The sequence below is a fragment of the Streptomyces sp. CB01580 genome, assembly GCF_001905795.1.
In the GTDB taxonomy this organism is placed as follows: Bacteria; Actinomycetota; Actinomycetes; order Streptomycetales; family Streptomycetaceae; genus Streptomyces.
Genome location: NZ_LIXJ01000005.1, coordinates 266,077 through 289,024, shown reverse-complemented (window position 1 = coordinate 289,024; position 22,948 = coordinate 266,077). Strand labels below are relative to the sequence as shown.

24 protein-coding genes and 2 pseudogenes are annotated in these 22,948 nt (G+C 69.1%); 17 read left to right on the top strand and 9 right to left on the bottom strand.

Features of this window, described 5'->3' with window-relative positions; translation table 11 throughout:
* Positions 1 to 6: 6 nt before the first annotated feature.
* The 3 genes from AMK22_RS11535 (at position 7) to AMK22_RS11525 (ending at position 2,515) form a co-directional block, all read left to right on the top strand.
* On the top strand, positions 7 to 777 hold the full coding sequence (locus AMK22_RS11535) for a GntR family transcriptional regulator (protein WP_242433922.1): 771 nt from the start codon (positions 7 to 9) through the stop codon (positions 775 to 777).
* 553 nt (positions 778 to 1,330) lie between these two features.
* Positions 1,331 to 1,903, top strand: a complete 573-nt coding sequence (locus tag AMK22_RS11530) for a transcriptional regulator (RefSeq protein ID WP_073784062.1) — start codon at positions 1,331 to 1,333, stop codon at positions 1,901 to 1,903.
* A gap of 375 nt (positions 1,904 to 2,278) precedes the next feature.
* Positions 2,279 to 2,515, top strand: a complete 237-nt coding sequence (locus tag AMK22_RS11525; protein WP_073784009.1) for a chaplin — start codon at positions 2,279 to 2,281, stop codon at positions 2,513 to 2,515.
* A 225-nt stretch (positions 2,516 to 2,740) separates the two neighbouring features.
* Here AMK22_RS11525 and AMK22_RS11520 read toward each other — a convergent pair whose 3' ends face one another.
* Complete coding sequence (locus tag AMK22_RS11520) at positions 2,741 to 3,328, bottom strand: hypothetical protein (RefSeq protein ID WP_073784008.1); 588 nt, start codon at positions 3,326 to 3,328, stop codon at positions 2,741 to 2,743.
* A 214-nt stretch (positions 3,329 to 3,542) separates the two neighbouring features.
* Complete coding sequence (gene wecB / locus AMK22_RS11515; RefSeq protein ID WP_073784007.1) at positions 3,543 to 4,715, bottom strand: non-hydrolyzing UDP-N-acetylglucosamine 2-epimerase; 1,173 nt, start codon at positions 4,713 to 4,715, stop codon at positions 3,543 to 3,545.
* 425 nt (positions 4,716 to 5,140) lie between these two features.
* Between wecB and AMK22_RS39480 the strand changes: the two genes are divergently transcribed.
* The 4 genes from AMK22_RS39480 to AMK22_RS11500 all read left to right on the top strand — a co-directional run bounded on the left by AMK22_RS39480 (position 5,141) and on the right by AMK22_RS11500 (position 8,474).
* Positions 5,141 to 5,314 (top strand): hypothetical protein, encoded by a 174-nt coding sequence (locus tag AMK22_RS39480; protein ID WP_158072044.1) that lies wholly within the window; start codon positions 5,141 to 5,143, stop codon positions 5,312 to 5,314.
* Between the two features lie 212 nt (positions 5,315 to 5,526).
* A complete protein-coding gene (locus AMK22_RS11510) occupies positions 5,527 to 6,096 on the top strand; it encodes an archaeosortase/exosortase family protein (RefSeq protein WP_158072043.1) in 570 nt (189 codons plus the stop codon).
* Positions 6,093 to 7,454: a glycosyltransferase family 2 protein gene (locus AMK22_RS11505; RefSeq protein ID WP_107430525.1), complete on the top strand. Its 1,362-nt coding sequence runs from the start codon at positions 6,093 to 6,095 to the stop codon at positions 7,452 to 7,454. The genes AMK22_RS11510 and AMK22_RS11505 overlap by 4 nt, the downstream gene beginning before the upstream one ends.
* A 255-nt stretch (positions 7,455 to 7,709) precedes the next feature.
* Complete coding sequence (locus AMK22_RS11500) at positions 7,710 to 8,474, top strand: choice-of-anchor P family protein (protein WP_073784005.1); 765 nt, start codon at positions 7,710 to 7,712, stop codon at positions 8,472 to 8,474.
* Between the two features lie 287 nt (positions 8,475 to 8,761).
* Here AMK22_RS11500 and AMK22_RS11495 read toward each other — a convergent pair.
* Both AMK22_RS11495 and AMK22_RS11490 read right to left on the bottom strand, forming a co-directional pair.
* Positions 8,762 to 9,025, bottom strand: a pseudogene (locus AMK22_RS11495) (TetR-like C-terminal domain-containing protein); the annotation flags it as partial.
* 61 nt (positions 9,026 to 9,086) lie between these two features.
* Positions 9,087 to 10,172, bottom strand: a complete 1,086-nt coding sequence (locus AMK22_RS11490) for a hypothetical protein (RefSeq protein ID WP_143203547.1) — start codon at positions 10,170 to 10,172, stop codon at positions 9,087 to 9,089.
* A 583-nt stretch (positions 10,173 to 10,755) separates the two neighbouring features.
* Here AMK22_RS11490 and AMK22_RS11485 point away from each other — a divergent pair.
* From AMK22_RS11485 to AMK22_RS11475, 3 genes are all read left to right on the top strand, one after another.
* Positions 10,756 to 11,076, top strand: a complete 321-nt coding sequence (locus tag AMK22_RS11485) for a hypothetical protein (protein WP_073784003.1) — start codon at positions 10,756 to 10,758, stop codon at positions 11,074 to 11,076.
* 21 nt (positions 11,077 to 11,097) lie between these two features.
* Complete coding sequence (locus AMK22_RS11480) at positions 11,098 to 11,433, top strand: hypothetical protein (protein ID WP_073784002.1); 336 nt, start codon at positions 11,098 to 11,100, stop codon at positions 11,431 to 11,433.
* Between the two features lie 156 nt (positions 11,434 to 11,589).
* A complete protein-coding gene (locus tag AMK22_RS11475) occupies positions 11,590 to 12,570 on the top strand; it encodes a helix-turn-helix transcriptional regulator (RefSeq protein ID WP_073784001.1) in 981 nt (326 codons plus the stop codon).
* Between the two features lie 121 nt (positions 12,571 to 12,691).
* Here AMK22_RS11475 and AMK22_RS11470 read toward each other — a convergent pair whose 3' ends face one another.
* From AMK22_RS11470 to AMK22_RS11460, 3 genes are all read right to left on the bottom strand, one after another.
* Entirely contained in the window at positions 12,692 to 13,921 is a 1,230-nt protein-coding gene (locus AMK22_RS11470) for a hypothetical protein (protein ID WP_073784000.1), read from the bottom strand.
* Positions 13,922 to 14,512: 591 nt separating this feature from the next.
* Positions 14,513 to 14,728 carry a DUF397 domain-containing protein gene (locus AMK22_RS11465; RefSeq protein ID WP_073783998.1) on the bottom strand — a complete coding sequence of 72 codons (216 nt, stop codon included), beginning with the start codon at positions 14,726 to 14,728 and terminating at the stop codon, positions 14,513 to 14,515.
* The gene (locus AMK22_RS11460) at positions 14,725 to 15,561 is read right to left on the bottom strand and encodes a helix-turn-helix domain-containing protein (RefSeq protein ID WP_073783996.1); all 837 of its coding nucleotides are present in this window, start codon (positions 15,559 to 15,561) and stop codon (positions 14,725 to 14,727) included. Before AMK22_RS11460 ends, AMK22_RS11465 begins: the two co-directional genes overlap by 4 nt.
* Before the next feature lie 107 nt (positions 15,562 to 15,668).
* Between AMK22_RS11460 and AMK22_RS11455 the strand changes: the two genes are divergently transcribed.
* From AMK22_RS11455 to AMK22_RS11430, 6 genes and pseudogenes are all read left to right on the top strand, one after another.
* Complete coding sequence (locus tag AMK22_RS11455; protein ID WP_073783994.1) at positions 15,669 to 15,956, top strand: hypothetical protein; 288 nt, start codon at positions 15,669 to 15,671, stop codon at positions 15,954 to 15,956.
* 359 nt (positions 15,957 to 16,315) lie between these two features.
* Entirely contained in the window at positions 16,316 to 16,921 is a 606-nt protein-coding gene (locus tag AMK22_RS11450) for a hypothetical protein (protein WP_073783992.1), read from the top strand.
* 443 nt (positions 16,922 to 17,364) lie between these two features.
* Positions 17,365 to 17,709 (top strand): hypothetical protein, encoded by a 345-nt coding sequence (locus tag AMK22_RS40005; RefSeq protein WP_199883187.1) that lies wholly within the window; start codon positions 17,365 to 17,367, stop codon positions 17,707 to 17,709.
* Between the two features lie 273 nt (positions 17,710 to 17,982).
* A pseudogene (locus tag AMK22_RS42280) lies at positions 17,983 to 18,111 on the top strand (aminoglycoside phosphotransferase); the annotation flags it as partial.
* Between the two features lie 428 nt (positions 18,112 to 18,539).
* Complete coding sequence (locus AMK22_RS11435; RefSeq protein WP_073783988.1) at positions 18,540 to 19,526, top strand: LysR family transcriptional regulator; 987 nt, start codon at positions 18,540 to 18,542, stop codon at positions 19,524 to 19,526.
* 88 nt (positions 19,527 to 19,614) lie between these two features.
* The gene (locus tag AMK22_RS11430; RefSeq protein ID WP_073783986.1) at positions 19,615 to 20,157 is read left to right on the top strand and encodes a DapH/DapD/GlmU-related protein; all 543 of its coding nucleotides are present in this window, start codon (positions 19,615 to 19,617) and stop codon (positions 20,155 to 20,157) included.
* Positions 20,158 to 20,247: 90 nt separating this feature from the next.
* Here AMK22_RS11430 and AMK22_RS11425 read toward each other — a convergent pair whose 3' ends face one another.
* Positions 20,248 to 21,087 carry a S1 family peptidase gene (locus AMK22_RS11425; protein WP_073783984.1) on the bottom strand — a complete coding sequence of 280 codons (840 nt, stop codon included), beginning with the start codon at positions 21,085 to 21,087 and terminating at the stop codon, positions 20,248 to 20,250.
* 289 nt (positions 21,088 to 21,376) lie between these two features.
* Between AMK22_RS11425 and AMK22_RS11420 the strand changes: the two genes are divergently transcribed.
* Positions 21,377 to 22,090, top strand: coding sequence for a hypothetical protein (locus tag AMK22_RS11420; protein ID WP_073783982.1), 714 nt, complete (start codon positions 21,377 to 21,379; stop codon positions 22,088 to 22,090).
* A 118-nt stretch (positions 22,091 to 22,208) separates the two neighbouring features.
* Here AMK22_RS11420 and AMK22_RS11415 read toward each other — a convergent pair whose 3' ends face one another.
* Positions 22,209 to 22,847: a LysR substrate-binding domain-containing protein gene (locus tag AMK22_RS11415; protein WP_073784059.1), complete on the bottom strand. Its 639-nt coding sequence runs from the start codon at positions 22,845 to 22,847 to the stop codon at positions 22,209 to 22,211.
* Positions 22,848 to 22,948: the final 101 nt, after the last annotated feature.

The following is a 22,948-nucleotide window of genomic DNA, read 5'->3' as shown; positions in this document are numbered from 1 at the left end:
CCGGGCGTGCTGGGGGAGAACGTGCCGGGGGAGAAGATGAGCGTTCCGGAGCGGAAGGCCGTGTCGGAACGCGAGAGCGCGTCGGCGTACCGGACCGCGCCGGAGCAGTCGGACAAGGCGGTCGGCGGCCCCTCGGCCGGGGCGACCAGTCAGCGGATCGCACACCATCTGCGCGAAGCGATCCTGAACGGCGAGATCGCGCCGGGAGAGCCGATCAGGCAGGAGAAGGTCGCAGAGCGCTTCGGTACCAGCCGGCTGCCGGTACGCGAGGCCCTGCGCATCCTGGAGGCCGAGGGCCTGACCGAGCACCGGCCGAACCGGGGCGCCCGGGTGCCCCGGCTGGGCAGCCACGAGGTGGGCGTGGTCTACCACATGCGCGAACGACTGGAACCTCTCGCGCTCACCGAGAGCCTTCCGCACCTGACGGAGGACGACTTCCGGGCCCTCGGCGAGATCCAGCGGCGGATCGAGGCGGCCGACGATCTCCTCGAATTCCTCGCGCTGGACCGGGAGTTCCATCTCCGCAGCTACTCCGGCTGCCGGACCGACCACCTCTCCTCGGTCGTCGTCCGCCTGTGGAACTCCACCCAGCACCACCGCAGGGTATTCATGCGCCTCGGCGGCTCCGGCAGGCGATGGGTCGTCAACGCCGAGCACCGACTGCTGCTGGAGGCCATCGAGCGGCGCGACCCGGTCGACGCCGGACGCGTGCTGGAGGGCCACATCCGGCGCACCCGCGTGGAACTCTCCCAGCACCCCGAGGTCTTCGACGGATGACGAGGCCGCGGTTCTGTCCGCGACCGTGGCCCCCTCACCCATCCCGTCTCAGGTCCCCGGAGGAGCGGCTTCGCGGGTGGCATCCGAGCGGCAGCAGAATGGCGAAGTCCTCCTTCACACGTCCCTCGGCGACCGCTCCGCCTTCCGACGCCCACCGTCCGCCGTTCCGTCGTTCGCACCTCCGGTGCCCACCGTCCGTCGCGAGAGGCAGGCCTTCCGACGAACCGGCCCGACGAACCGGCCCGGCGGAACCGGCCCGGCGGAACCGGCCCGGCGGAACCGGCCCGGCGGAACCGGCCCGGCGGAACCGGCCCGGCGGAACCGGCCCGGCGGAACCGGCCCGGCGGAACCGGCCCGGCGGAACCGGCCCGGCGGAACCGGCCCGGCGGAACCGGCCCGGCGGAACCGGCCCGAGGGGGCTGCCGTGATCGACAACGACCCACCAGGCATGCTGGACTTCCGGTCGTGGCCGACAGCGACGCAGACGAAATGCGGCCACCGCCGGGCCCGGCACACCGTGCCCGGCACGCACGACGGAGGAGGGGAGGGCGAAGTGCCTGAGCGCACAAGCGAGTTCGGGAAGTACGGTGCCCAGGGCGTCAAGGGCCACGAGTTGGTCGCCCGGCGGCTCGACGAACTCGCGGGCGGCATCACCACCCCCATCACCGCCAAGCGCGGCCTGATGGCACGCCTGCACTACCTGACGAGGTCGGCCCACGCCCGCGCGGCGGCCCGGGACGCCGGCCTGACCGTCACCGACCGCACCCTCAAGGCATGGCTGGACGGCAGGCGCAGCCCTTCGCGCAAGAACCTCGAAAGGATCGAGAGGGCCTACCGTACGGTGCGCCGCGCGAACGTGGCCCGATACCTGCTCCGCCGCCTCAACGCTGAGGGACGTGGCACACGCGTCGAGATCCACCCCCTCAACCAGTCCCAGGTGCCGCGCCCGCGTCAGCGGTTCCTGGAGTTCCGTACGCTCAACATCCGCCACTGGGACCGGATCGTGGATGCGTGGGTCCGAGAGGACGATGCCGCGTTGGACGCCGCGTGGGTGGACCAGATCGTCGACCTGGGCTCGCAGTGGGGACAGTACGAGTACTGCACCAACATCGGTTTCGCCGCGTAGCGACTCGTAATGGCCCGTAACGGTTCGTAATGACTCTCAACGGGGTGTGGGTACGAGGTACGGAGTGCCGGGCCCAAGCATGCGGGGCGCGGGGCCCAAGGGCGCGCGGCGCGGGCGCAAGGGTGCGGGCCGCAAAGGGTGTGCGGGGGTGCGGTCGTGCCCACTGAGCGCCGTACGCTGACGCCCTTCCGCCATTCGCCGCGAGCGGCGTGACGGACGTTTACCTGTTGCCGGTTCACTCGTTCGGCCCAGGCCATCAGTTGTGACGCGGAGTGTCGTTACCCGATCGAGTGATGTAGTGCCCTCCAGTGACCTAATCCGAAGATGATCGTGATGTGATCAGTTTCGGAACTTTCGTCCCCTGATAGGAGAAACATGCGCATTCGAACCGCTATGGCCGCCACCGCTATGGCCGCCTCGGCCGTTCTCGCCGGCGCCGGTGCCGCCGCTGCCGACGCCGGTGCGGGGGCCGCCGCCATCGGCTCCCCCGGCGTTCTCTCCGGCAACGTCCTTCAGATCCCGATCCACGTCCCGATCAACGCCTGTGGGAACAGCGTCAACCTCATCGGTGTGCTGAACCCGACGTTCGGCAACACGTGCGCCAACCTCTAGTGCGTGAGGGGTGCTGATGCCGTCGGGAGCGGCAGTGGGACGGTGACCGTGTCAGTGCCCGCCCCGAACAGCACGGTGCCCGATGCCTGACGCACGGCGCGGGGTCCGCCCGGGATCACCCGGGCGGACCCACGTGTGTGCGGCGTGGGAACCCTACGGCCCGCGTCCCGCCCGAGTTCTCGTTCGCACCGGGCAGCCGTCGGCGCGGATCCTGGGGGGAGCCGTTCAGCAGGGGGTGGTTCGGCCACCGGCGACGCGTACGGCCTCATCGAAGTACGCGCGTTCACGCGATCCCTCAGGCGCTCCGAGAACCGCGAGCCCCCGGTCCGCGAACGGCCGGAACAGCCGTCCGTGCCGGAGCGCCGTGTCGGGGCCCGGGGCGCCGGTGTCCTCGACCGTCGTGAGCGGCAGGGCGCGCGAAGCCCCCACGGTCATCGTCACCGCCCAGCGGGTGATGTCGTCCTCTCCGAGAGGGAGGGGCGCGAAGCGCACGCCGCTCACCTCTTCCCAGGCCACCTGGCGACGTGACCACGGTCGGAGGACCGCGACCCCGGATTCGTCGAAGCACACGGCGAACCGGCCCCGCAGCGCGAAATGCACCACGACCGGCAGCACCAGGCAGGCGGGGAAGAACCACCATGTCGGATGGTCCCCCAGAAAGCCGAGGGCTCCCGCGACGGTGACCAGAACCCAACTGATCGCCGTCTCGGCGCACAACCACTCGACACGCAACGGCCCTTCCAGTACACGCACCTTCACCGCTGCCGTCACGTTCGTACTCCGTCGCATCTCGCCGCCCGTGTCATTGCTCATAGCGCGGTCAACGTAGCCACCGCGACGCGTCGACGCCATGAGCACTCGTACTCAACCATGCGTGATTCACAGCAAGTTGGGACATGGAAGCGGCCGACAGGCAGCCCAGGGGGGCGACCGCCGAGCCCGTGGCGGGGACGGTGCGCCCCGTAGCAAGACCGTGGAGCCCGCAGAGGGACGGTCGTGCCCGCAGCGGGCCGGTGAGGTTTCGTGCTCAGGATGTGCCGCTCAGGGCCGTGGCCGACGCGGCGGTGGTCGACACGGAAACGGTTGGCCCGGCAGCGATTGGTCCGGCGTGCAGGTAGCGGCTGCGGACCGCGGTGACGATGTCGGCGCTCGCCTGTCCGGTGCCGTAGGGGGAGGGGAGCCGGGCCAGCCGTTCGGCACCGGCCTCGTCGTCGAGCAATTCCCTGAGTACGCGAGCGAGTTCGTGGCCGGGCCGGGCGAGGCGGGCGAAGCCGGCCTGGACGGCCTCGGGGCGCTCGGTGGAGTTGCGCACCACCACGAGCGGGCGTTTGAGCACGGTGCATTCCTCCTGGATCCCGCCGGAGTCCGACACCAGCAGGCGGCAGTGCTGGGCCAGGGCGAGGAAGGCGGCGTGGTCCAACGGCTCGATGCGGCGCAGTCGCGTGATCGACGTCCGCAGGCCGAACGCGTCGACGGCGGCCCGGGTCCGGGGGTGCAGCGGAAGCAGCACCGGCAGGTCCGTGGCGGCGAGTTGGTCGAGGATCTGGGCGAGCCTCGCGGCGTCGTCGGTGTTCTCGGGGCGGTGGATGGTGGCGAGCACGTAGCCGCCCGGGACGACGGCGTGCTCGGCCACGATCCGGCGGACTTCAGCCTCGGAAGGCAGGGTTTCCAGGGTGGCCTCGACGACGGTGTTCCCCGTGATCATCACTCGGTGCGGTTCGATGCCCTCGCGCAGGAGGTGCGCGGCCGCGGTCGCGGTGGGCGCGCAGTGCAGGTCGGCGAGCGGGGCGATGAGGCGGCGGTTGGCCTCCTCGGGCATGGCGGGGTCGAAGGAGCGCAGACCGGCTTCGACATGGACGACGGGTATGCCGACGCAGTGCGCCGCCAGCGCGCCGGCGGCCGCAGTGTTGGTGTCGCCCTGAACGACGACGGCGGCAGGCGGACGTGCCGCGAGGTGGTCGCTCAGCGCGCTGACCATGCGGCCGATCTGCTGTCCGCGGGGTTCGCCACCGACGCCCTTGAGCCGGTGGTGCGGACGAGGAAGGCCGTACTGCGCGAAGAAGGCGGTGGTGAGGGCCGGATCCCAGTGCTGGCCGGTCCAGACGACGCGGGCCTGCGGACCCAGCAGGCGGACTACGCCGGCGAGCTTGACGATCTCCGGACGGGTGCCGAAGACCAGGGCGACATCGGTCGGGGACATGGCGCTCCGAAGGGGCGAGGGGAGAGGGGGCGATACGAGAGGTGTGGTGCAGAAGGCAGTGCAGTATCAGCAGACAGTACGAAGGCGATTCGAAGAAATATCCGAAAAATTGGTCAAAATCACTCGAAAGGCTCAATGAGGTGTTGGTCCGGCCTGGAGTGGGCGTGTCCGCCTCGGGCTCGGGTCGGCGGATCGGCCGGGGTGACCGGGGCGGCCGGGGCGGCCGGGGTGGCCAGGGGGTGCGAGCTTTCGGTGATCTCCCCTGTCGCACTGTGAGCAGTTACGGCAAACGGGTGAATCTCGAATGGATGTGCACAGTTTTGGTCAGAACGCATGATTTCTGCGGCAATATGCGGGCTTATCCGATCTCATGAACTTGCCTGAAGTGAGAGGAACTAGTCATGTATGGACCCATAGTTGGGGGTTTGCCCCCTGCCGCCGCCGGAGGCGGCGTGCTCGCCTCCACCGGTTCGCCAGGTCTCGGCATCGCTGCGACCGCCGCGACCGCGCTGGTGCTGCTCGGCGTCGTGCTGGTCCGGCGTAATCGGCTGGCCGTCCACAAGGCCGGTCCGACCGATCCGAGGCGCGGCGACGCGTAATCGGTCGCCGCCGTGAGCGGATGGATCGGGCGGTTCCGAGCGGCCCCGGGGGAGGGGCTGCGGCGGACCGCGGACCAGCGTCGGCCGTGTCGTCGGCTCGACTCGTCCGCAGCGGGTCCGGGGTCGGCCGCTGCGGAGCCCAGGCCGACCGCCTTTCTCCCAGGGGGTTTCTCTTCATGACGTCAGACGCGCTTCCGCAAGGGGCACGGCCGTTGAGGCCGACCCGCTCGCGGGTGTCGCGCACCGGCCGCACCTCGCTGCTCGGCCGGGTGCTCGGGCCGCTGCTGCTGGTCCTGTGCGGGTTCCTGGTCGTCGGCGAGCGCGAGTACCGCTTCCACGAGATGGCTGCGGCGGAGTGGCTGATCTCTCAGGTCCTCGGTCTGCGGACCATGGTGCTCGCGGCCCCCGAAGCGCCGGTCCTCTACGCCGGCGGCGACGACGGCTTCGGGCGCGGAATCGCGCTGACCACCGGCTGCAGCAGCGCCCTGTTCATCGCCACGCTCGCCCTGTTGTCCGGCGTCCTGTTGCTGTTCAGCACGCGCCGGCCGACACGGATCCTGCTGGGCTTCGTCCTGGCGGCCGTCCTGATCGGCGGCACCAATCTGGGGCGCCTGATGCTGATCGTCGCCATGCAACACCGCTACGGCGACGAGGGTTTCGGCTGGACACACATCCTGTTCGGCTCGGTGCTGATGATGGCCGCCGCCCTGGTCGCCCTGCTGCTCTTCCTCTACATGATCACCCGAACGTCCACCGAAGACGCCGAGGACGACGCGCTGTGACCTTGCTCGACATCTCCATATCCCTCTCGTTCGTCCTCGGGGTCAGCTTCCTCGCCTACGTCGCCGTGATCGTGCGCAACTTCCTGCGGGCGCGCCCGGATCCCCCGGGCGATCCGACAGGCTTCAGCTGGCACTTCTTCGTCCCCTGCCTGGACGAGGAGGCCGTGATCGGCACCACCTTGGACTACCTCGCCCGGCACTTCCCCGACGCCCACGTCTGGGTCGTCGACGACCACTCCGACGACCGGACGGCCGAGGTGGTACGGGCCCGGGCGGACGCGGGACGGCCCGTCCATCTGGTCGGCCGTCGCCTGCCGCAGGCGCGGACGGGCAAGGGCGACGCCCTGAACGCCGCCTACCAGGCACTCGAAGCCTGGCTGCCCCAGGACGCCGATGCCGACCGCGTCATCGTGACCGTTCTGGACGCCGACGGGCGGCCCTCCCCGGGGATGCTGGACTGCTTCGCCGGACCGACGTTCTTCGGCGACCCGTCCATCGGGGCCGTGCAGGTCGAGGTCCGGATGTCCAACCGTGACGTGGCCGTGCCCCTGCCCGACCGGGGGCCCGTCCGTAACCGGTTCGCCCGCCTGCTGGCCCGGTTGCAGGACATCGAATTCCGCGGGCCCATCTCCGCCATGCAGATCACCCGCCGGTACACCAGGACCGTCAACGTGGGCGGCAACGGGCAGGCCAACCGGCTCAGCGCACTGCGCTCGATCGATCAGGGCAGCGCCGAACCATGGGGCAAGGCGCTGCTGGAGGACTTCGAACTCGGGCTTCGGATGATGCTCGGCGGCTGGCGCAACGGCTACACCACGGCTGCCTGGGTGGACCAGGAAGCCCTGTGGAGCGTACGGCAGTTGCTCACCCAGCGGGTCCGCTGGGCACAGGGGGCCATGCAGTGCGCGCCCTATCTGCGCCAGGTCTGGCGGTCCCACCACTTCACCACGACGGGCTTCCTGGAGGTCCTCTACTTCATGAGCCAGCCATGGCTCCAGGCCGTCGGGCTGGTCGTCTACACCGTTCCGATCGCCGCCTTCGCCTACAACGCGGTCGTGTACCCGGAGTTCGTCTTCGCCTTCCTCGGCCAGGGCGGCGCTCCGCTGATCGCGATCTACCTGCTCGTGGGGATCGCCGAGTTCGCCGTCTGGGGACCGCTCTACCGGCGCCGCTGCGAACCCGGAACCAGTCGCCGGGCCGCGCTCGGCTACGGACTCGCGCTCGCGGTCTACGCCGCGACCACCTACATCGTCGCGGTCCGCGCCTTCTGGCGGATCGTGCGGCGCAAGGGCTCCTGGCACAAGACGGCCCGCACGGCCGAGCCGCTGCCCGCCGCCCAGGAGATCGCCACCGCCTGACCGACGAAGCTTCTCCCCGACCGGTAAACCGTGGCCGAAACCACGACCGGACAAGGGAGTTGACGCACCAACCCCAAGGCCCCGGCACCCGGCGCGACGACGCCTGCCGCATCGACCGGCCGCCGCCGACGGCCCGTCCGGGGACGTTCCCGAAAGCCCTGAGCAGCACCTTCACGGCCGACGGGAGACCGACCCGTTCCCGGAACCATCACCCGGCAGCGAATCTCGCTGTCCGCTACACGAAAGGCCCAACCTGTGAGAACCCGTACCCGTGCCCGTGCCCGCATCCATGTCCTGACGGGCAGCGCACTCGTCGCCGGCATCCTGTCCGCCGCAGCCCCGGCGTACGCAGCCCTCCCGGCTCCCGAGGCCGACGCCTACGTCGTCTCCTCGGAGGCCCTGAGCGGGGCCGTCGCCGTTTCGCCGACACCCCACTCGACCTACCCGTCGGGCGGAACGGAGACCCTCGTCGGCCTCGACCTCGGCGCGTTCACCACCACGTCGGTGCTCACCGCGAAGACCGGCGGCAACCCGGCCGACGGCACCTCGTCGGCCTCCGCGACGGTCGACAAGCTCGGGCTCGACCTCGGTGTAGCCCAGGCGTCCCTGACGGGCGTCGAGTCGACCTGCGAGGCGACCCCCACCGGCGCCAAGGGCAGTGGTCTGATCGCGGGCGGGTCGATCACCGTCCTCGGAATCCCGACCAACCTCCAGGCCAATGCCCCCGCCAACACCAAAGTCAGCATTCCCGCCGTCGGTTCGATCGTCCTCAACGAGCAGACCACCGACGCCGACGGCGTACTGAGCGTCAACGCCGTCCACATCACCCTGCTGCCGGCGTTGAACGGCGCCAACCTGGTCATCGGCCACGCCGAGTGCGGCGGCGCGGAGCCCGCCGAAGCGGTTCCGATGATCGACCCGACCGTCGCCGGGGCCACGGGCGGCGTGGCCGTGGCGGGCGTCCTGGCCACGGTCTACCTGCGCCGTCGCAACACCGGCGCCGACGGTTCGGCCGCCTGACGCCCAGCGCACCGGGCCTCCGGCCCGGCTGCCCGGTCCCTCGGCCCACCGGACCGAGGGACCGGGCTCACCGGGGCCGCCGGTACGCCCCGACGGATTGGGGAAGGCCCCGACCCCGACGCGTGATCCGGAGACGTTCGCAGGCGCGCTTTCCCCCGAAGTCGAAGCCGAGCCTGGTGGGCATCGGGCCGGGTGTGCAAAAGGAAGCCTTCGAACGCGTCCTTCGTCCGGCTCTCGTCGACTTCGACTCCGAGGGCGTCTTCGGTGAGCCTGTACGCACGGAAGCCGTCGACGGCGGCCTCGTCGAGGCGGTCGTCCGTGGTCGGCAACCGGTAGTACAAGGGGGCGGAGACGGCGCGGATCACCTCCTGCGCATCGGTGCCCTCGGGTATCTCGCCTTGGTCGATGGCCTGTTGCACGCAGGGTGCCCACTCCCGGACGCGGATGTCGTAGAAGCGGTGCAGAGCCTCGGCCGTCTCCGCGTCACAGGTGGCGGCCGCGATCACCGCCTTGAAGAGCGCCCCCTGCCGTGAGTCGGCCAGAGTGCACTGACCATCTGCAACGCCGTGCTTGAGGTGCTGTGACGCCCGCGCCGCTCAGGGGCGGGGGCGGTCAGGGAGTGCTCTGCGAAGCGACAGCCCGGTCGCAGACGAGTTGCATGAGCTCCTGGGCCCGCTCCAGGAAGTCGAGCCTGTAAGGGCCGTCGCCGATCGGGCCGTAGTTCATGTCGATGTAGACCGCTCCCACCCGGGCCCGGATCTCGACGTGATCGCCATTCCAGTCGCTTTGGCTGTCAGTGACGGTGTAGCTGGTCGCGAAGCTCTCATCACCACACTTCGGCATCGCGATACGTGTCTCTTCCGGATTGCTGGTTGCGACACCCTTCAACACCTCCGCGTACCCGTCGATCACCGTTCGAACGTTTCGGCACGCGGTCACGCGGTAGGTCACCGTGAGGTTGCCAGAGTTCTTTTCCGGGTTCTCATAGTTCGCAGTTCCCGCGTTGCACCCTTCGTCCCCTTCGGCGGGGAACCCGTTGCGTGCACTGCTGACTGCCCAGCCTGACGGCATGTCCTCCAGCCCAGGCACCACGTCCTTCGCCTCGGCCACGGTCAGCGCACGAGGTGTAATCGTCCTCTCCTCGCTGCCGCTGCCGCTGCCCGACGCCGAACCGTCGTTCTTGCCGGCCGTCGCGGATGCGGAGCCACGGCCGCTTTCCGGAGAGGCATCAGAACCAAGGATCTGGCTCCCGCCGTACACAGCGAGGACGATCACGGCGAGGACCACCAGCACGCCCAGCACGAGCGCCACCATGCCGGCCGCTGACTTCGGCTTCGTGAAGTTGATCGTCCCGCTGCCGACCAGGATCGGGTTGTCGCCCCGCAGTCGGCTGCGGTCGATGACCACACCGCCAGCAGCATGCGGTGCGCTCAGGTGAACCGTCAGTGCGTGCTGCAACTGGGGATCGTTCTTGATCTCCTCGGCGAGAACCGCCGATGCCCCGGTCCGCATCTCCGGGGACGCCCCGGACTCCTCAAGATCTGCCAGTGCGGCCCGGCCGCGATCCGACGCTCCCAGCCGGTCTCGTACGATCTGTGCGACGGCGGCCCCAGCCTGCTCGCCCATGCTGGTCGCTGTTCCCGTGATCACAGCTGCCAGCACCCCGACAGCGGCCGCGGCGAGTTCATCCGCTCCCATGAAGCCCCCCCGAATCACACGGCCACCAGGCAACTGCCCCTGTTCCCTCATCATGCCAGCGAGACACCGGATCGCATCCAATTCCGCACTGATAGCCGAAGGTTGCACAGTCGTTGAGTGGGTGTTGCGGGTGACTGAGGGCAGGATTGCCTCAGGCGAGGGCAACCCCGGCGGACCGCAGCGAACGCCCCCGGCCCGCCTCGGTGCTGGTGACGGGACGGTTGCCGAATGAGCACCTGTGACAAGCCGAATGCCTCATCGGTGACAACTGGGCTGCCTCGACCGGTCCTGTCCGCCGGTTCAGGCGGCTTTGCCGGTGACAACCAACGCGCTTCGGCTCAGCCACCTGAACCGAAGCACGATAGCTGTCGCTAAGGCAGGAGGCCTGTCACCAGGACTTCCGGGCAGGGCGGGGCGGGAAGCTGTGCCAGAACCCGTGACCTGTGACAGCGGACCGGGCCGGTAGGGCCAGTGTGGCTCATGTAGTCACCTGGGACTCATCAGCTTCTTGCTTGTGCAACCCATTTCGATGCCCAGGCGTCCGACCCCTTGACGGACGGTTGCCGATTACCCGGGAGGGCACGTGGTGAAGAAGGACCGGACAACGGACGCGGCGAGGGAGAAGGACCGCGAAAAGTGGATGGCTCGTTTCCAGGTACGGCTGGCCATGCAGCCGGGTGTGGACCGGGCAGTGGTGCTCCAGGCGGTCAAGGAAGTCACGACGCACTGCGCGGATACGGGAGAGCACCCGCGCACTGCTTTCGGCGACCCGGACGCCTATGCCGCACAGGCTGCCGCGCGACTGGTACCGGCGGACCGGGCGGCGCGCGCGAGGCGGCACGGCGCCGCAGTGGACGCGCTCGGCTCCGTGCTGAAAAGGGCCCGGGACGTCGCCGGTCTGTGACCGGTTGCAGCGACATCCGCCATGCAGCTCGTCGCTGCAACCGGCGAGCTCTACCGAACCTTCTCCGACGTCAAGTACGCCGCCGAAATGGTGCAGTCGCAGCCGGTGTGGAAGGTGGACGGGACGAAAGACAAGATCGAGCTGCCCAACGGTGATTCCGTGGAGTCGTACCGGATCACCAGCGACGACGCCTTCTCATGGAACGGGCTTCCAGTAAAGGAGTTCATCCTCTGGTTCGCAGAGGACTGGACTCCCGTCGGCGACCAAGCCTCGATGGAGATCGCCGGCAAACTGGACACCCGCACCCAACACTTCTACGACCTGGGCGAACCAGCCGACATCACCCCGCTCGGATAGGCTTGTCGTTCAAGGTCTTTGCCGGCGTCGACCAGCCCTCGGACGCCGTCTACTGCTCACGCCGGTGCTACGGTAGCGATCTTCAGCAGATAAACAGTCACCGTAGAAATGAAGTCAGTGGGCGGTGCCGTGCAGCGCCACCAGGGTGGGGGGAGAATGCGCGAACTGCGCCCACTGCAGGCTCTCGGCCTCTCCGCGATGGCGGAGGCTGCCTACCTGGCGCTCGTGGAACAGGGTCCGCAGACCTCGGCCGAGCTCGCCGACCGGTCGGCGCTGGTCGGGTCGCCTCTCGAATGCCTCCAGCATGCGGTCGCCGAGCTCAGCGACATCGGTCTGGTGTCGTGCACGGACGGCAGGCTGACCGCCCAGCCGCCTCGCGCGGTGCTGGAGGCCGTCGCTGAGCGACGCGCACGCGAAGCCCGGATCGCCTACGAGAGCGCGACGGCCCTGTCACGGTTCTGGCTCGACCACACGTCGGGATCGAGCTATGTCGAGGTCGTCGACTCCTCCCACGGACACATGGCGGTACAGCGACGGGTCCACGACGAGGCGGTGGCGGAGGTGCGTGGGCTGTCGATAGGGCCGGTCGGTAGGGGCGATCGTGTGCCGGAGGTCAGCCTCGGATTGTTGGATGCGCTGGACCGCGGGATCGCCTACCGGGTGGTGTACGGCGCCACCATCCTGCAGGACCCCAAGGCGCTGGCGGTGGCGCACGAGTGCGTCGACCGTGGAGAGCAGGCCCGGGTCTTCCCGGACGTCGCGCTGAACGTGCTGGTCTGCGACGACCGCTTCGCCGTGGTGGGAGCCACCGCGCCGGACCGCACGGGACACCACAGCATCGTCGTCCAGCCGTCGGGTCTCCTGGACGGGCTGATCGGCGTGTTCGAGTCGTACTGGCGGATGGCTGTTCCGCTCCCGTCGACCGGTGAGGTCTTCGAGAGCGGGACCAGCTCGATGAACGGGCACCGGCAACTTCTGAGCTACCTCAGTGCCGGGCTGACCGACGAGTCGATCGCCCGTGAGCTCGGGGTGAGCGAGCGGACCGTAGCTCGACGCATCGCCCGCATGCAGGAGATGCTCGGCGCCCGGACCCGGTTCCAGCTCGGTGTCCAGGCCAGCCGCCGCGGCTGGCTCTGAACCACGGCCCTGGCCGGCCCCGTGCAATGGGCGTGGGAGGCGGGCCGGTGCGTGATCCGGCCCGCCCCCGCGGGTCTTCGGCCGCTCGCGCGGTCATCGCCCTGCGGCGGGAGCGCAGCCGTCAGCCGGCGTCCGGCTTGACCAGGTCGGGGAGTTTGGCCTCGAACAGCTCGTCGAGCTTGAGCGACGGCAGGATGTGCCCCTGGTTCGCCGCGTCGTTGGCCACGCCCGCCGCCCAGGTAGCCGAGTTGAACCGCTGGTCGGGCGTGCCGTGGTGACCGGAGCTCGTGAAGCTGCAGTCGCCGACCTGGTAGAACGACTTCGCGGACTTGAGGAGCCGGGTGGCGTTCAGCGACTCGCCGCGGGCGTGGGTCAGGTAGTACGTGGCGAACGCGTCAGCCATGAGCTCGGTGCGGCGAGTGGCCTCCGGACCGGTCAGGTCGCTCTCGAAAAGGTCCTTCTGGAACTGCACATGGTGAGCGAACTCGTGGCCCAGAATGCCCTTCGGCGCGACATCGCCCAGGCCCACCGCCGTCATGCCCTGCAGGATGCCGTCACCCATGACGATCCGCTCGGAGATGCCGAAAGGCTCCGGATCGCCCTTCTCGCTGTAGGCGAAAGCGTTGAAGGTGAACATCGGGTTCGCGCCGCCCTGGAGCACCGGGTCCGAGTCGACCAGCTCGATGAACAGCTCGGCCAGACCGAGCGCCCACTCCCGCGGGGCCTCGTCGATCGGGTTGCCGTACATCACGGAGAGCGTGTGGGCGAGCCGCTCGGGGCTGGAGAGGACATCCTTTCCGTGCATGGGTATCACCTGGATACCCGCGGAGTCGATGTCCCAGAAACGCTTGAGGTTCTTCGCCTCGGCGGTGAGCTTCTGGGTGTACTCGCCGTTGACACCGAAGGTGTTCGACTTCGACTCCGTACCGTAGATCAGCGCGTCGAAGGACGCCCAGTCGAAGCCACCGTAGAACCGGAGGTTTCCGACAATCCCCGAGTGCGCGCCATCAAGGAGAGAGCCGGCGTACGTCGTGAGTTCGGTCCGCTGGCACTGGTGATCGCCGGGGTTGATCACGCTGTCGCGGATCTCGCTCCACGGCGACTCGTTCAGGCCGTACTTCGCACGGGTTGCACTGAGGCGGGACTCCCAGTCAGCTGGCAGCTTGGCCTGGATCTTGTCGACGATGGCCTTGGTCTGCGGGTCCATTCCGGAGGCGTCGACGGACGACGGCAGCGACCGGCCGGTGACGGCCGTGGGCCCGGTCGCGGCGGCGTGCGCAGGAAGCGCCAGGCCAAGGGCACAGGTCGTGGCAATGGCTAGGCTCGCTGCCATGGAGAGGTTCTTCTTCACGGGGATTCCTTTCGAGGTTGCCCGGTAGGGGGAACCGTGGGCGTCGCCAGTCTGTAAGTCCGACTGCTCATTGGTGAACGGGCGGTGACTGTCCGAAACCAGCATGTCTGGAACCGGACAACTCACCAGGGACGCCGTGTGCCATGCAGCGGAGTGCTCCGCAGTTCGAGTACGGAAGCGGTGGACACGGAATGGTGCGCTGCCCTTCCTGATCACCCGTCCGCGGCGTTGCCGGCCATAACGTGCCTCAGCAGGTGTGGGGTCACGACCCGTGGGAGCCCGGCCGGCCCACCTCAATGCCGGGGCCAGGTGCCTCGCCGGCCCTGGGAGCGACCGGCACAGCCTGGCCGACTCACCCCGGCCCGAGCCCGGCGGGGGTTCCGGAACCTCCGCGTTCACTTGCCATGCCCGGCCCGTGCGCCGAAACCGAACCGACCTGGTCGGACCATGAAGAACGAGCTGAGAGATCGAGTCAGGGGGGAGCGCCGCATCGCAGATGACGGTGTGTTGGCTGTGAACAGAGGCAGCCCCACCATGCGGTCGCACGGTGGGGCTGCCCGTCCTGGTCCGGCCCGGTACGCGGGCCGGCCGTCAGGCCGCGCCGAACTCTTCGGTCTTGAGGCCCGTCACGAAGGACGCGAAGGCGGCGGTGGTGGGGTTCAGCACCGGGCCGTTCGGGTTCTTGGAGTCGCGGACGGGGATGATGCCGCGGGTGGCGACGAGGTTGGCAGCGACCTCCACGCAGTTGCCGCCGTTGTCGCTGTACGAAGACTTGAACCAGCGGGGGGACTCGGTCGTGGTCGTCACGGGATGACCTTTCGTGCCTCGTTGATCACGGATACGGATTCCGCCTGGGACAGCGCCTCGGCCTGTAGTTGATGGTAGGCCGTCAACAGGGGGAGTACGGAGGTCGTCTCGCGCTCCAAGTGGCCCCGAATCTGGGATTCGGCGTACGCAATCACGGACAGGTCGGACAAGGTCAACAGGTTCATGGGCAGGTTGAATGGGCGACGTTCCCCTATGTCGTAGGGAGCGACCTGGACCACGGTGTTCGGCTGCTCGGCGAACTCCGTCAGTCGCTCCAACTGCGCGTCCATGACCTCATCTCCGCCGACCCGCCTGCGGATGCAGCTCTCGTCCATCACCACCAGCATCATGGGCGGGCGGGAGCGCACCAGAGCCGCCTGCCGCTCCGCCAGGAACGAGACCCGTTCGGTCGCCTGCTCGGGACTGATCGCCCCACGCCGTACGGCACTGTCCGCGAGGACCCTGGCGTACTCGGGCGTCTGTAACAGCCCGGGGATGATGCCGATTTCGTACAACCGGATCTCTACAGCGCGTCCTTCATGCCCCACGTACTGCGGGAAGCCCTCCAGCAGTGAACCGTGCCGGATCTCGCGCCACTGACGCTCGAACGTGTCGGCTGTGTCACCGGTTCCGAAGACGCGGTCTGCGCTGCGCGAGAAGCGAAGAGTCGGCATCTTGCGACCAGTTTCAACGGCGGAGACATGCGTGCCGGAGTACCCCATCTCCCCGGCCAGTTCTTCCTGCTTCCAGCCACGAGCCTCTCGCAAGCTGCGGATACGCGCGCCAAAAGCAGCCTCCGGACTGCTCTCGGGGTCCAACTCCTTGCGGTTCAACGGCCTTTCACCAGCTTTCCGTTCTTGCTCAACAAGTTGAAGCGTTCCAGACGCTAGGTCACGCTGGGCCGCCTTGGTAGTGGAGTCACTACGGAGAGGAGTGGCCCGTGTTCGCGAAGAACGGCGCCTCGAACCAACAGGAACCCCCGCACGCCCCGGCCTCGGTTCCGTCCCCGGCTTCGGCCCCAGCCCCCGGCACGCTCATGGTGGACCTATCACAGGACCGGGTCGGTGAGTTCCGCGGTGAGTGGTGCGGGAAGTGGTCCTTGCGCCCCGTCGGTGGCGGGGTCGAGTGGACCGCCGCCCCCGAGGACGTGCGGCCGGCCGACCCGATACAGCGGCTGCGCGCCGAGCTCACCCGCGCCAACCGACGCAGCCGTGGTGAGCTGCTGTGACAGGACCGTTCCCCCTCCGCAGCACACGCGGGTGACGGCCGCACGGCCGTCCGGTTCGGCGCAACCCTCGCCACGACGCCTCGGCTCGCCCTCCGGTGGCACCACGGCCAGGCCGCACGGATCGCGAACGGACTGGACCCGGAACCGGGCACCCCACGGATTCCCCCATACGTGTGACGGCCCGCGCCCACACCCGTGCCCACGTCTGCCCCCGCGACCGCGACCGCGCCTGCGCCCGCACCCGCACCCGCGCTTCGTGCGCTGATGGCCGCGTACCCCCTCACGTCACCGGCACAGCCCGTGCCACCTCCTCCCTCCCCATCGCCCTCGCCCCGCCTGCCGAAAAGGGAAGCGCCCTCATGCCCCTCCTGACGCCGTACGTCGCCTCGCGCACCACCGAACAGCCCGTACGCGAAGCCGAGTTGACCATCGAGTTCGCCCGGAGCGGGCCCCGGCTCGCCTACCGCCACCCACGACCGGGGGACCGAGACCACCACGGCAACCTGTGGGTACGCATGGACCAATCCACCACCGGACGCGTGCAGTACAACCGCATGCACGTCCACCGCCAGCGCACCTGCATGGAAAACATGCTCTGCCAGATCTGCGGCACCCCCGCCGACCGGAACGAACAGGGCTGGCTGTTCCTCGACTGGCGCCGCCCCGACTCACCCCCGACCTGGCCCGAACGCTCCATCACCTCCATGCCACCCCTGTGCACCGAACACGCCCACATCTCCCTCCACCAATGCCCCTTCCTGCGCCGGACCGAGCACGCCGTACTACGCGTACGCAAACCCCGCCTCCACGGGGTCTCCGGCACCCTCTACCAACTCACCGACACCGGATGGCACACCTCCGACAACGACGTCCTCGCCCCCTACGGCGAACCCCGCCTCCCCGGCATGCTCGCCTCCCGCCTCCACCGCGAACTGCACAACGTCACCGTCACCCCACTCCCATGACCGCCCAGCAGAGCCCGTACCGCCCCGCCCTCCAGCACCACCACGGAGGAGAACCGACATGCTGCAATGCACCGCCCTCACCAACATTCACGAAATACAAGCTCTCGTCGCCCTCACCACCATGCCCGGCGGACCCGACAACCCACCCGACACCGGCATGGACGGCCACGCCCTGTGCGAACTCGGCGAACACGACGCACAACACACCCAGCACGCCGCACGCCTCTGGGCAGTCCAACCACCAGCCACACACGACCTGTGGCTCCTCTGGACCGGCACCGGCCGACGCCAAGGGCCTGATCACCTGGGACCGCGGTCGGGTGCGGGATCAACCGCCTCGAGCGCCACCGCGCGTCGCCACCAGGTACAACAAACGCGCCGTCCGCTACGGAATCATGCGGTTCTTCGGGAACCCCCACGAAGTAGCCGGCGTCACAGTGATCATGAGGGAACGAGTGGAAGCGCTGAGTGGTACCGGGGTGGCCTTGACCGGTGGATTTGTCGGGCTGCTGGGATGGGCGGCAGATGCCGAACTCCGGGCGCGCGCCGGATTCGAAGCAGGGCCGGACTGGAGCGTGCTGTACGCGGAGCTTCCGCTGACCGTTCTCGTCGGAGTCGTAGCCGCTCTGTCAGCGTGGTTGCTGCCCCGGCGATGGATAATCGGGCCGTCCGTTGCCGGGTACGTAGGCCGCGTCGCGCTCGTTGCCATAGTGCTGGCCGGATTCTGGCTGGCCGTCCAGGGCTGGTACGCAGGACTGCCCGAGCCAGTGCCGGACCACAAGCCCTAGTGCCGTGACCGGCAAGGTTTGCCCGGAAGGAGCGGCGTCCGGTGCGTGCGATCGCAAGGCGGCCAAAAGCCCTCGGATGGGGTCTCCCCTGCTCGAACGAAGTCGAGAGCTTGGGGAAGGGCTACGTGGGCTTTCGGCCAACGCTGCGAGCGTGCGTGCTGGGCGGTGCGACGGGGCAAACGTTGCCGGGAGCGGCACTAGATGTACGAGGCCAGGATGTTGCTGACGCTCGCGCCGAGTTGGGCGCGGGGTCCGAGGGATCACTCCGTGAGGCTCGGCGCGCATGGCTGGGACAACCGGCTGTGCCGGCTCGGCGACGACCTCGCCGTCCGGTTGCCCTGGGCGACGGAGTCCGCGGACGCGCTGCTGCGCAAGGAGCACGCCTGGCTGCCCTCCCTCGCCGCCGCTTGGAATCTGCTGTCGGACGGTGCCGCCGACCGTTTCCATGACGCCTACCAGCCGGCCCCGGACGCCGCGACCCTGCGCCGCGCGCGGCGTTGCGGTGCAGCGTGCCCTCGTGGGCATCCTCATCGGAGAAGCAGGTGTTTACGGCCGCCCCGGCGCCAGCAGGTGTCTCGGAGTGCGGCACCGCTGGGCACGGGCAGGGGGCTCGCCGTAGCGGCGGTAGCGGTTCACACATTTCGACGCGGTGGCGCGAGAGCCCATTTCCGTGGCAACACGCGCGACACGGCGGGTGCGGCAGCGCACAAGGCTTCTCGCGACAACCGACGGTTTGGACGCTCGGAACACAACAGCCGCGCCGGAGCGTCATCCAACAACCGATCCTTGGCGAGTCACAACGATTGGTTGGGCGCGCCTAAGGTGAACCAGTGGACACCGAGGCATTGCGATCGTTCGTCCGGGCGGCCGAGCTCGGGCAGTTCCAGCATGCGGCCGATGAGCTGGGCGTGACACAGCAGGCGGTTTCCAAACGGATCGCCGCGTTGGAGCGCGAGCTGGAAGTCCGTCTGTTCGCACGTACCGCCCGAGGGGTTGATCTGACACTCGATGGTCAGGCGTTTCTCCCCCATGCGCGGAGCATCGTCGCGGGTGTCGACCGTGCCGTCACCGCGGTCAGGCCGGGCTCCCGGGCCCTGCGGATCGACGTTCTCGGCCTGCGAAGCGCGCAGGCCGTTGTGCTGCACGACTATTGGCGGTCGCATCCCGAAACCGAGCTCGACGTGGTGACCCTCAGGGTCGACGACCCACGCGTGGCGGTCGCCGCCGTCGAAACGGGCGATATCGACGCCTCGTTCCGTACCGTCACCGACCCGGCCGTACTGCCGCCCGACGTGCGGATGATCCACGCGTTCGACTCCCCGCTGGAACTCCTCGTCGGCCCGAGACATCCGCTCGCCTCCGCGCGAAGACTGACACCAGCGCAGCTGCGCAAGCACCGGATCTGGGTGCCAGGCATCGCCCCCCGAAGCGAATGGGCAGAGTTCTACGATCAGCTCGCCACCGACTTCGACCTGCGCATCGACGCGGCAGGCCCGCACTTCGGAGACGAAGTACTCCTGGACACCCTCACGGACTCGTCGGACGTGGCCACTCTCGTCGGGGCACGCGACCGGTACATCTGGCCGACGAACCACGACCTGCGCCGCATCCCTGTCGTGAACCCGACCCTCGCATACCCGCTCTCGCTCATCCTCCCCAGAACGAATCCGCACCCAGAACTCCGTCGGATCATCACCCACCTCGGAACCCTGCCAAGGCTCCCCGGGGCGGTCTGGCTCCCGTCCTGGGCAACGACGCCACAGCGCGTCGACAGCTGCATCGCGAATGCTCACGGGGCCCAACCCCGGCAAGGGTGACTCGACCTCGACCGGCTGCCGAAGGCAGTCTCCACCAGCGCCTCGTGAGTCCTATCCAGTCACCAGTACACCAGCAAAGGGGCATGGCATGTCCAGCGACCGTCTCATGCGCATTCACAGCGCCGAGTTCCAGGCCATGGCCGAGAGGGTTCTGCGCGTCACCGAGCTCACCTCCCGCCTGAACGTCCTGCCCTTCGAGGACGAAGCAGGCAAGGCGGAGCTTTTCGAACAGATCCTCGGCAAGCCGCTGCCGCCGAGAGTCACGATCTATCCGCCCTTCTACACGGACCACGGTCTGCACCTCGATCTCGCCGAGCGCGTGTTCATCAACCAGAACTGCACGTTCCTGGACTACGCCGGTATCCGGATCGGCGAGCGCGTGATGATCGGCCCGAAGGTCACGTTCATCACCAGCGGCCACCCGGTCGATCCCGAGGAGCGGCGGCTGTACCTCACCGGCGCGCCCATCGACGTGGCGGAGAACGTGTGGATCGGCGCCGGTGCCACGATCCTGCCCGGTGTCAGCATAGGCCGTGATGCGGTGGTCGCCGCCGGTGCGGTCGTGGCCGATGACGTTCCGCCGGCAAGCCTGGTGACCGGCGCCAAGGCAACTGTGCACCGACGGTGGTGACGACCTCTCCGGGGTCGCCCCTGAGGTCTTCGGTCGAGCAGGGACGCTTCCGCATTGCTCGCCGCGTTGTCGACTGGATGGGGTGCGGTTTCAGGCTGCTTCGGCGGGGTGGCCGGCGTTGGTCGGGACGACGTGCAAGAGCCCATGGGAAGCGAGCGGTTTCCGGAAGGGCTTCCAGATCGTCGGGTCGGCCAGGTTGGTGAAGAGCCCCTGGCAGGTGTTCGTTTCCCCGGTCACCAGTCCGTACACGACAGCCTTGTCGGAGCCGGATGTGCTCGGATCGAACAGCGGCCCGCCGCTGTCGCCAGGTGCGACCCGCGTTGCCGCCGTGCCCGCGCAGATGAACTGCTTGTCCCAGGTGCCTCCTTCGGTGTCGAACTCGGTGACGGGAAGCCTCGCTTCGCGCAGGCGCGATGGTTTGTCCGGATCGGAGAGGTCGGTACGCCCCCAGCCGGCGGCGCGCACGAGGCGACCCGGCTGCAGCTTCGTTCGCAACGGGGCAAGGGCCGCGCTCGCCTGGTCGGCGGCATTGTCGAGCACGATGAGGCCCAGGTCCGTGTTGGTCAGTGTCGAGAATTCGGGGTGGCTGTAGACGGAGAAGTGATCACCGGTCACCACCGTTCCGCCGGGCGTACTCGAATCGGCCCGCCCCATGACGAGCCGGATCTTGACCTTGCCCTGCACGACGAACTTCGTGCAGTGCGCCGCCGTGGCGACGACCCGGCTGTCGATGAGAGCTCCACCGCAGAAGTGCGACCATGCCCCGTCGTCATCCTGTTGTTCGATCTGCACGACGAAGGGCCGTTTGCCGTCCGCGACCGGATCTCCGCCTACGATCGCCGAGGCGGGCGGCGCGGCGGTACACACGATTCCGAACGCACCGGCACCCGCGAGGGCGGTGACCGCCTGTCGGCTCATCGACTTGCGCAAGAGGACACCTACTTTCGTATGCCACCGGGCACAGCCCCGGCGGGCTCGTACGGGACCGGCACCCGGCCGTCCCTTCCGGCCCCGATCCTGGGCCGGAAGCCCTTCCGGCGGGTCTCGACACCGTGTCAGGCACATCAGGGCATTCACTCAGCTGTGTAACAGCCAGGGGCGGTCGCCCCGGGCAGGCCCGATGAGCAGGCCCGATGGCGGCGCGTCCCGGCACGCGCACGGGGTCGACGGGCCGGACCGGGGTCGACACGCCAGACCGGAATGGTCATGATCCGTACTTGTGACGACTTCCAAACAGCTTCTGGTCCGGACCGCCGCCCGCAACAACGCCGACTGGTGCGCGGCGATGAGCCGGTCGCACGGCGTGGTGGGCGAGTTCGGAGCACAGGCCTGGGCTGCCCCGTCCCGCACGCCGCCCTACTACCCCGATGCGGTGACGCTGGTGCCGGGCGCCGACCCGGCCGCGTTGGCGGCCCGGATCGACACCGGCGCACCCGGTGCCTGCGTCAAGGACAGTTTCGCCGACCTCGACCTGGCGGAGTTCGGCTTCCAGGTGCTGTTCGAGGCGCAGTGGATCCACCGCCCGGCAAGTGCGCCGGCCCCCGCGGCGGGGCTCTCCTGGGACGTGGCGGGCGACCCGGACACGCTGCGTACCTGGGCGCTCGCCTGGGACGTCGGGGGCGGCGACGCGGGCCTCTTCTGGCCCGAACTTCTCGACGACCGGGCCTCCTTCGTGCTCGCCGGGCGTTCCACCGATGGCCGCGTGGTCGCCGGGGCGGTGGCGAGCCGCAGTGACCGAGCGGTCGGAATCTCCAACGTCTTCGCGCTGGACGGCGGCCCCGACACGGCCTGGCCGGTCGTGCTGGATGCGGTCACGGAGCTGTTCCCCGCCCTGCCGGTGGTCGGCTACGAGCAGGGCGACGATCTGGCGACAGCCGTCCGTCATGGCTTCGAGCCAATCGGTCCGCTGCGTATCTGGCTGCATGGCCGCTGACCACGTCCTGCCTGGTCGATGACCGCGCCCTGTACGGCGGGAGGGGCGTTGGTGCCCGGGAAACGCGCCGGGGCGCCCGGCGTACCGCGGCGCGTACGCCGGGCACCCTGTTCAGACGTCACGGCTGTCGCCCGGGTGGCGTCGGCAACGCGTCGCGCAGGCGGTCGAGGAGCGCCCGCGCCGCAGGACTCGCGGGTCCGGTGGACTGCCAGGCGAGAGCGACCCGGCCGCGCAGCCGGGGCCGGACGATCCGCAGCGTGCGCAAGGGACCGTCGGGGACCGATTCCTCGTCGGCCGGCAGCACGGCGACACCGAGACCCCGGGCGGCGAGCTGCGCCAGAACGTACGGAGATGCCGCCTCGAAGGCCACCCGGGGCCGGAACCCCTGCTGCGCACAGGCGCGTTCGAGCACCGAGCGCACGCCGGTACCGGACGGCAGGCAGATTAGCGGCCGATCGCGCAGCTCGGCCAGAGGGACATCCGCGTGAACGGCGTCATGGGCGTGAAGGGGGCCATCGACATCATCGGCGTGGGCGACGTGAGGGCTGCGGTCGACGTGAGGGCCGCGGTCGATGTGGTCGCCGTGGTCGGCGTGAACGGTCCGCACGGCGCGGGTGAGGAGCGGGTCATCCGGGGCGACGGCGGCGGCCAGCGGCTCGTCGATCACGGTCTGGAGGGAGAGTCCGGGGGAGGACTCGTTCCAGGTCTGCCCGAGCAGGGCCATGTCCAGTTCACCAGCCAGAAGGGCGGCCCGCATCGCCACCCGTGGCGAGAGCGTGTGGAATGCGGGGCGTGAGTCACGCGTCCCTGCCACCCCATAGAGGTGTCTGGACGGAGGAGTCCACCCCAGCAGCCAGC

Excerpts from the sequence above, each read along its gene's own strand:
- AMK22_RS11525 (WP_073784009.1), top strand. The coding sequence starts at position 2,279 with ATGCGCATTCGAACCGCTATGGCCGCCACCGCTATGGCCGCCTCGGCC.
- AMK22_RS11520 (WP_073784008.1), bottom strand. The coding sequence starts at position 3,328 with ATGAGCAATGACACGGGCGGCGAGATGCGACGGAGTACGAACGTGACG.
- wecB (WP_073784007.1), bottom strand. The coding sequence starts at position 4,715 with ATGTCCCCGACCGATGTCGCCCTGGTCTTCGGCACCCGTCCGGAGATC.
- AMK22_RS11490 (WP_143203547.1), bottom strand. The coding sequence starts at position 10,172 with ATGGGAGCGGATGAACTCGCCGCGGCCGCTGTCGGGGTGCTGGCAGCT.
- AMK22_RS11480 (WP_073784002.1), top strand. The coding sequence starts at position 11,098 with ATGCAGCTCGTCGCTGCAACCGGCGAGCTCTACCGAACCTTCTCCGAC.
- AMK22_RS11475 (WP_073784001.1), top strand. The coding sequence starts at position 11,590 with ATGCGCGAACTGCGCCCACTGCAGGCTCTCGGCCTCTCCGCGATGGCG.
- AMK22_RS11450 (WP_073783992.1), top strand. The coding sequence starts at position 16,316 with ATGCCCCTCCTGACGCCGTACGTCGCCTCGCGCACCACCGAACAGCCC.
- AMK22_RS40005 (WP_199883187.1), top strand. The coding sequence starts at position 17,365 with ATGAGGGAACGAGTGGAAGCGCTGAGTGGTACCGGGGTGGCCTTGACC.
- AMK22_RS11430 (WP_073783986.1), top strand. The coding sequence starts at position 19,615 with ATGTCCAGCGACCGTCTCATGCGCATTCACAGCGCCGAGTTCCAGGCC.
- AMK22_RS11415 (WP_073784059.1), bottom strand. The coding sequence starts at position 22,847 with ATGCGGGCCGCCCTTCTGGCTGGTGAACTGGACATGGCCCTGCTCGGG.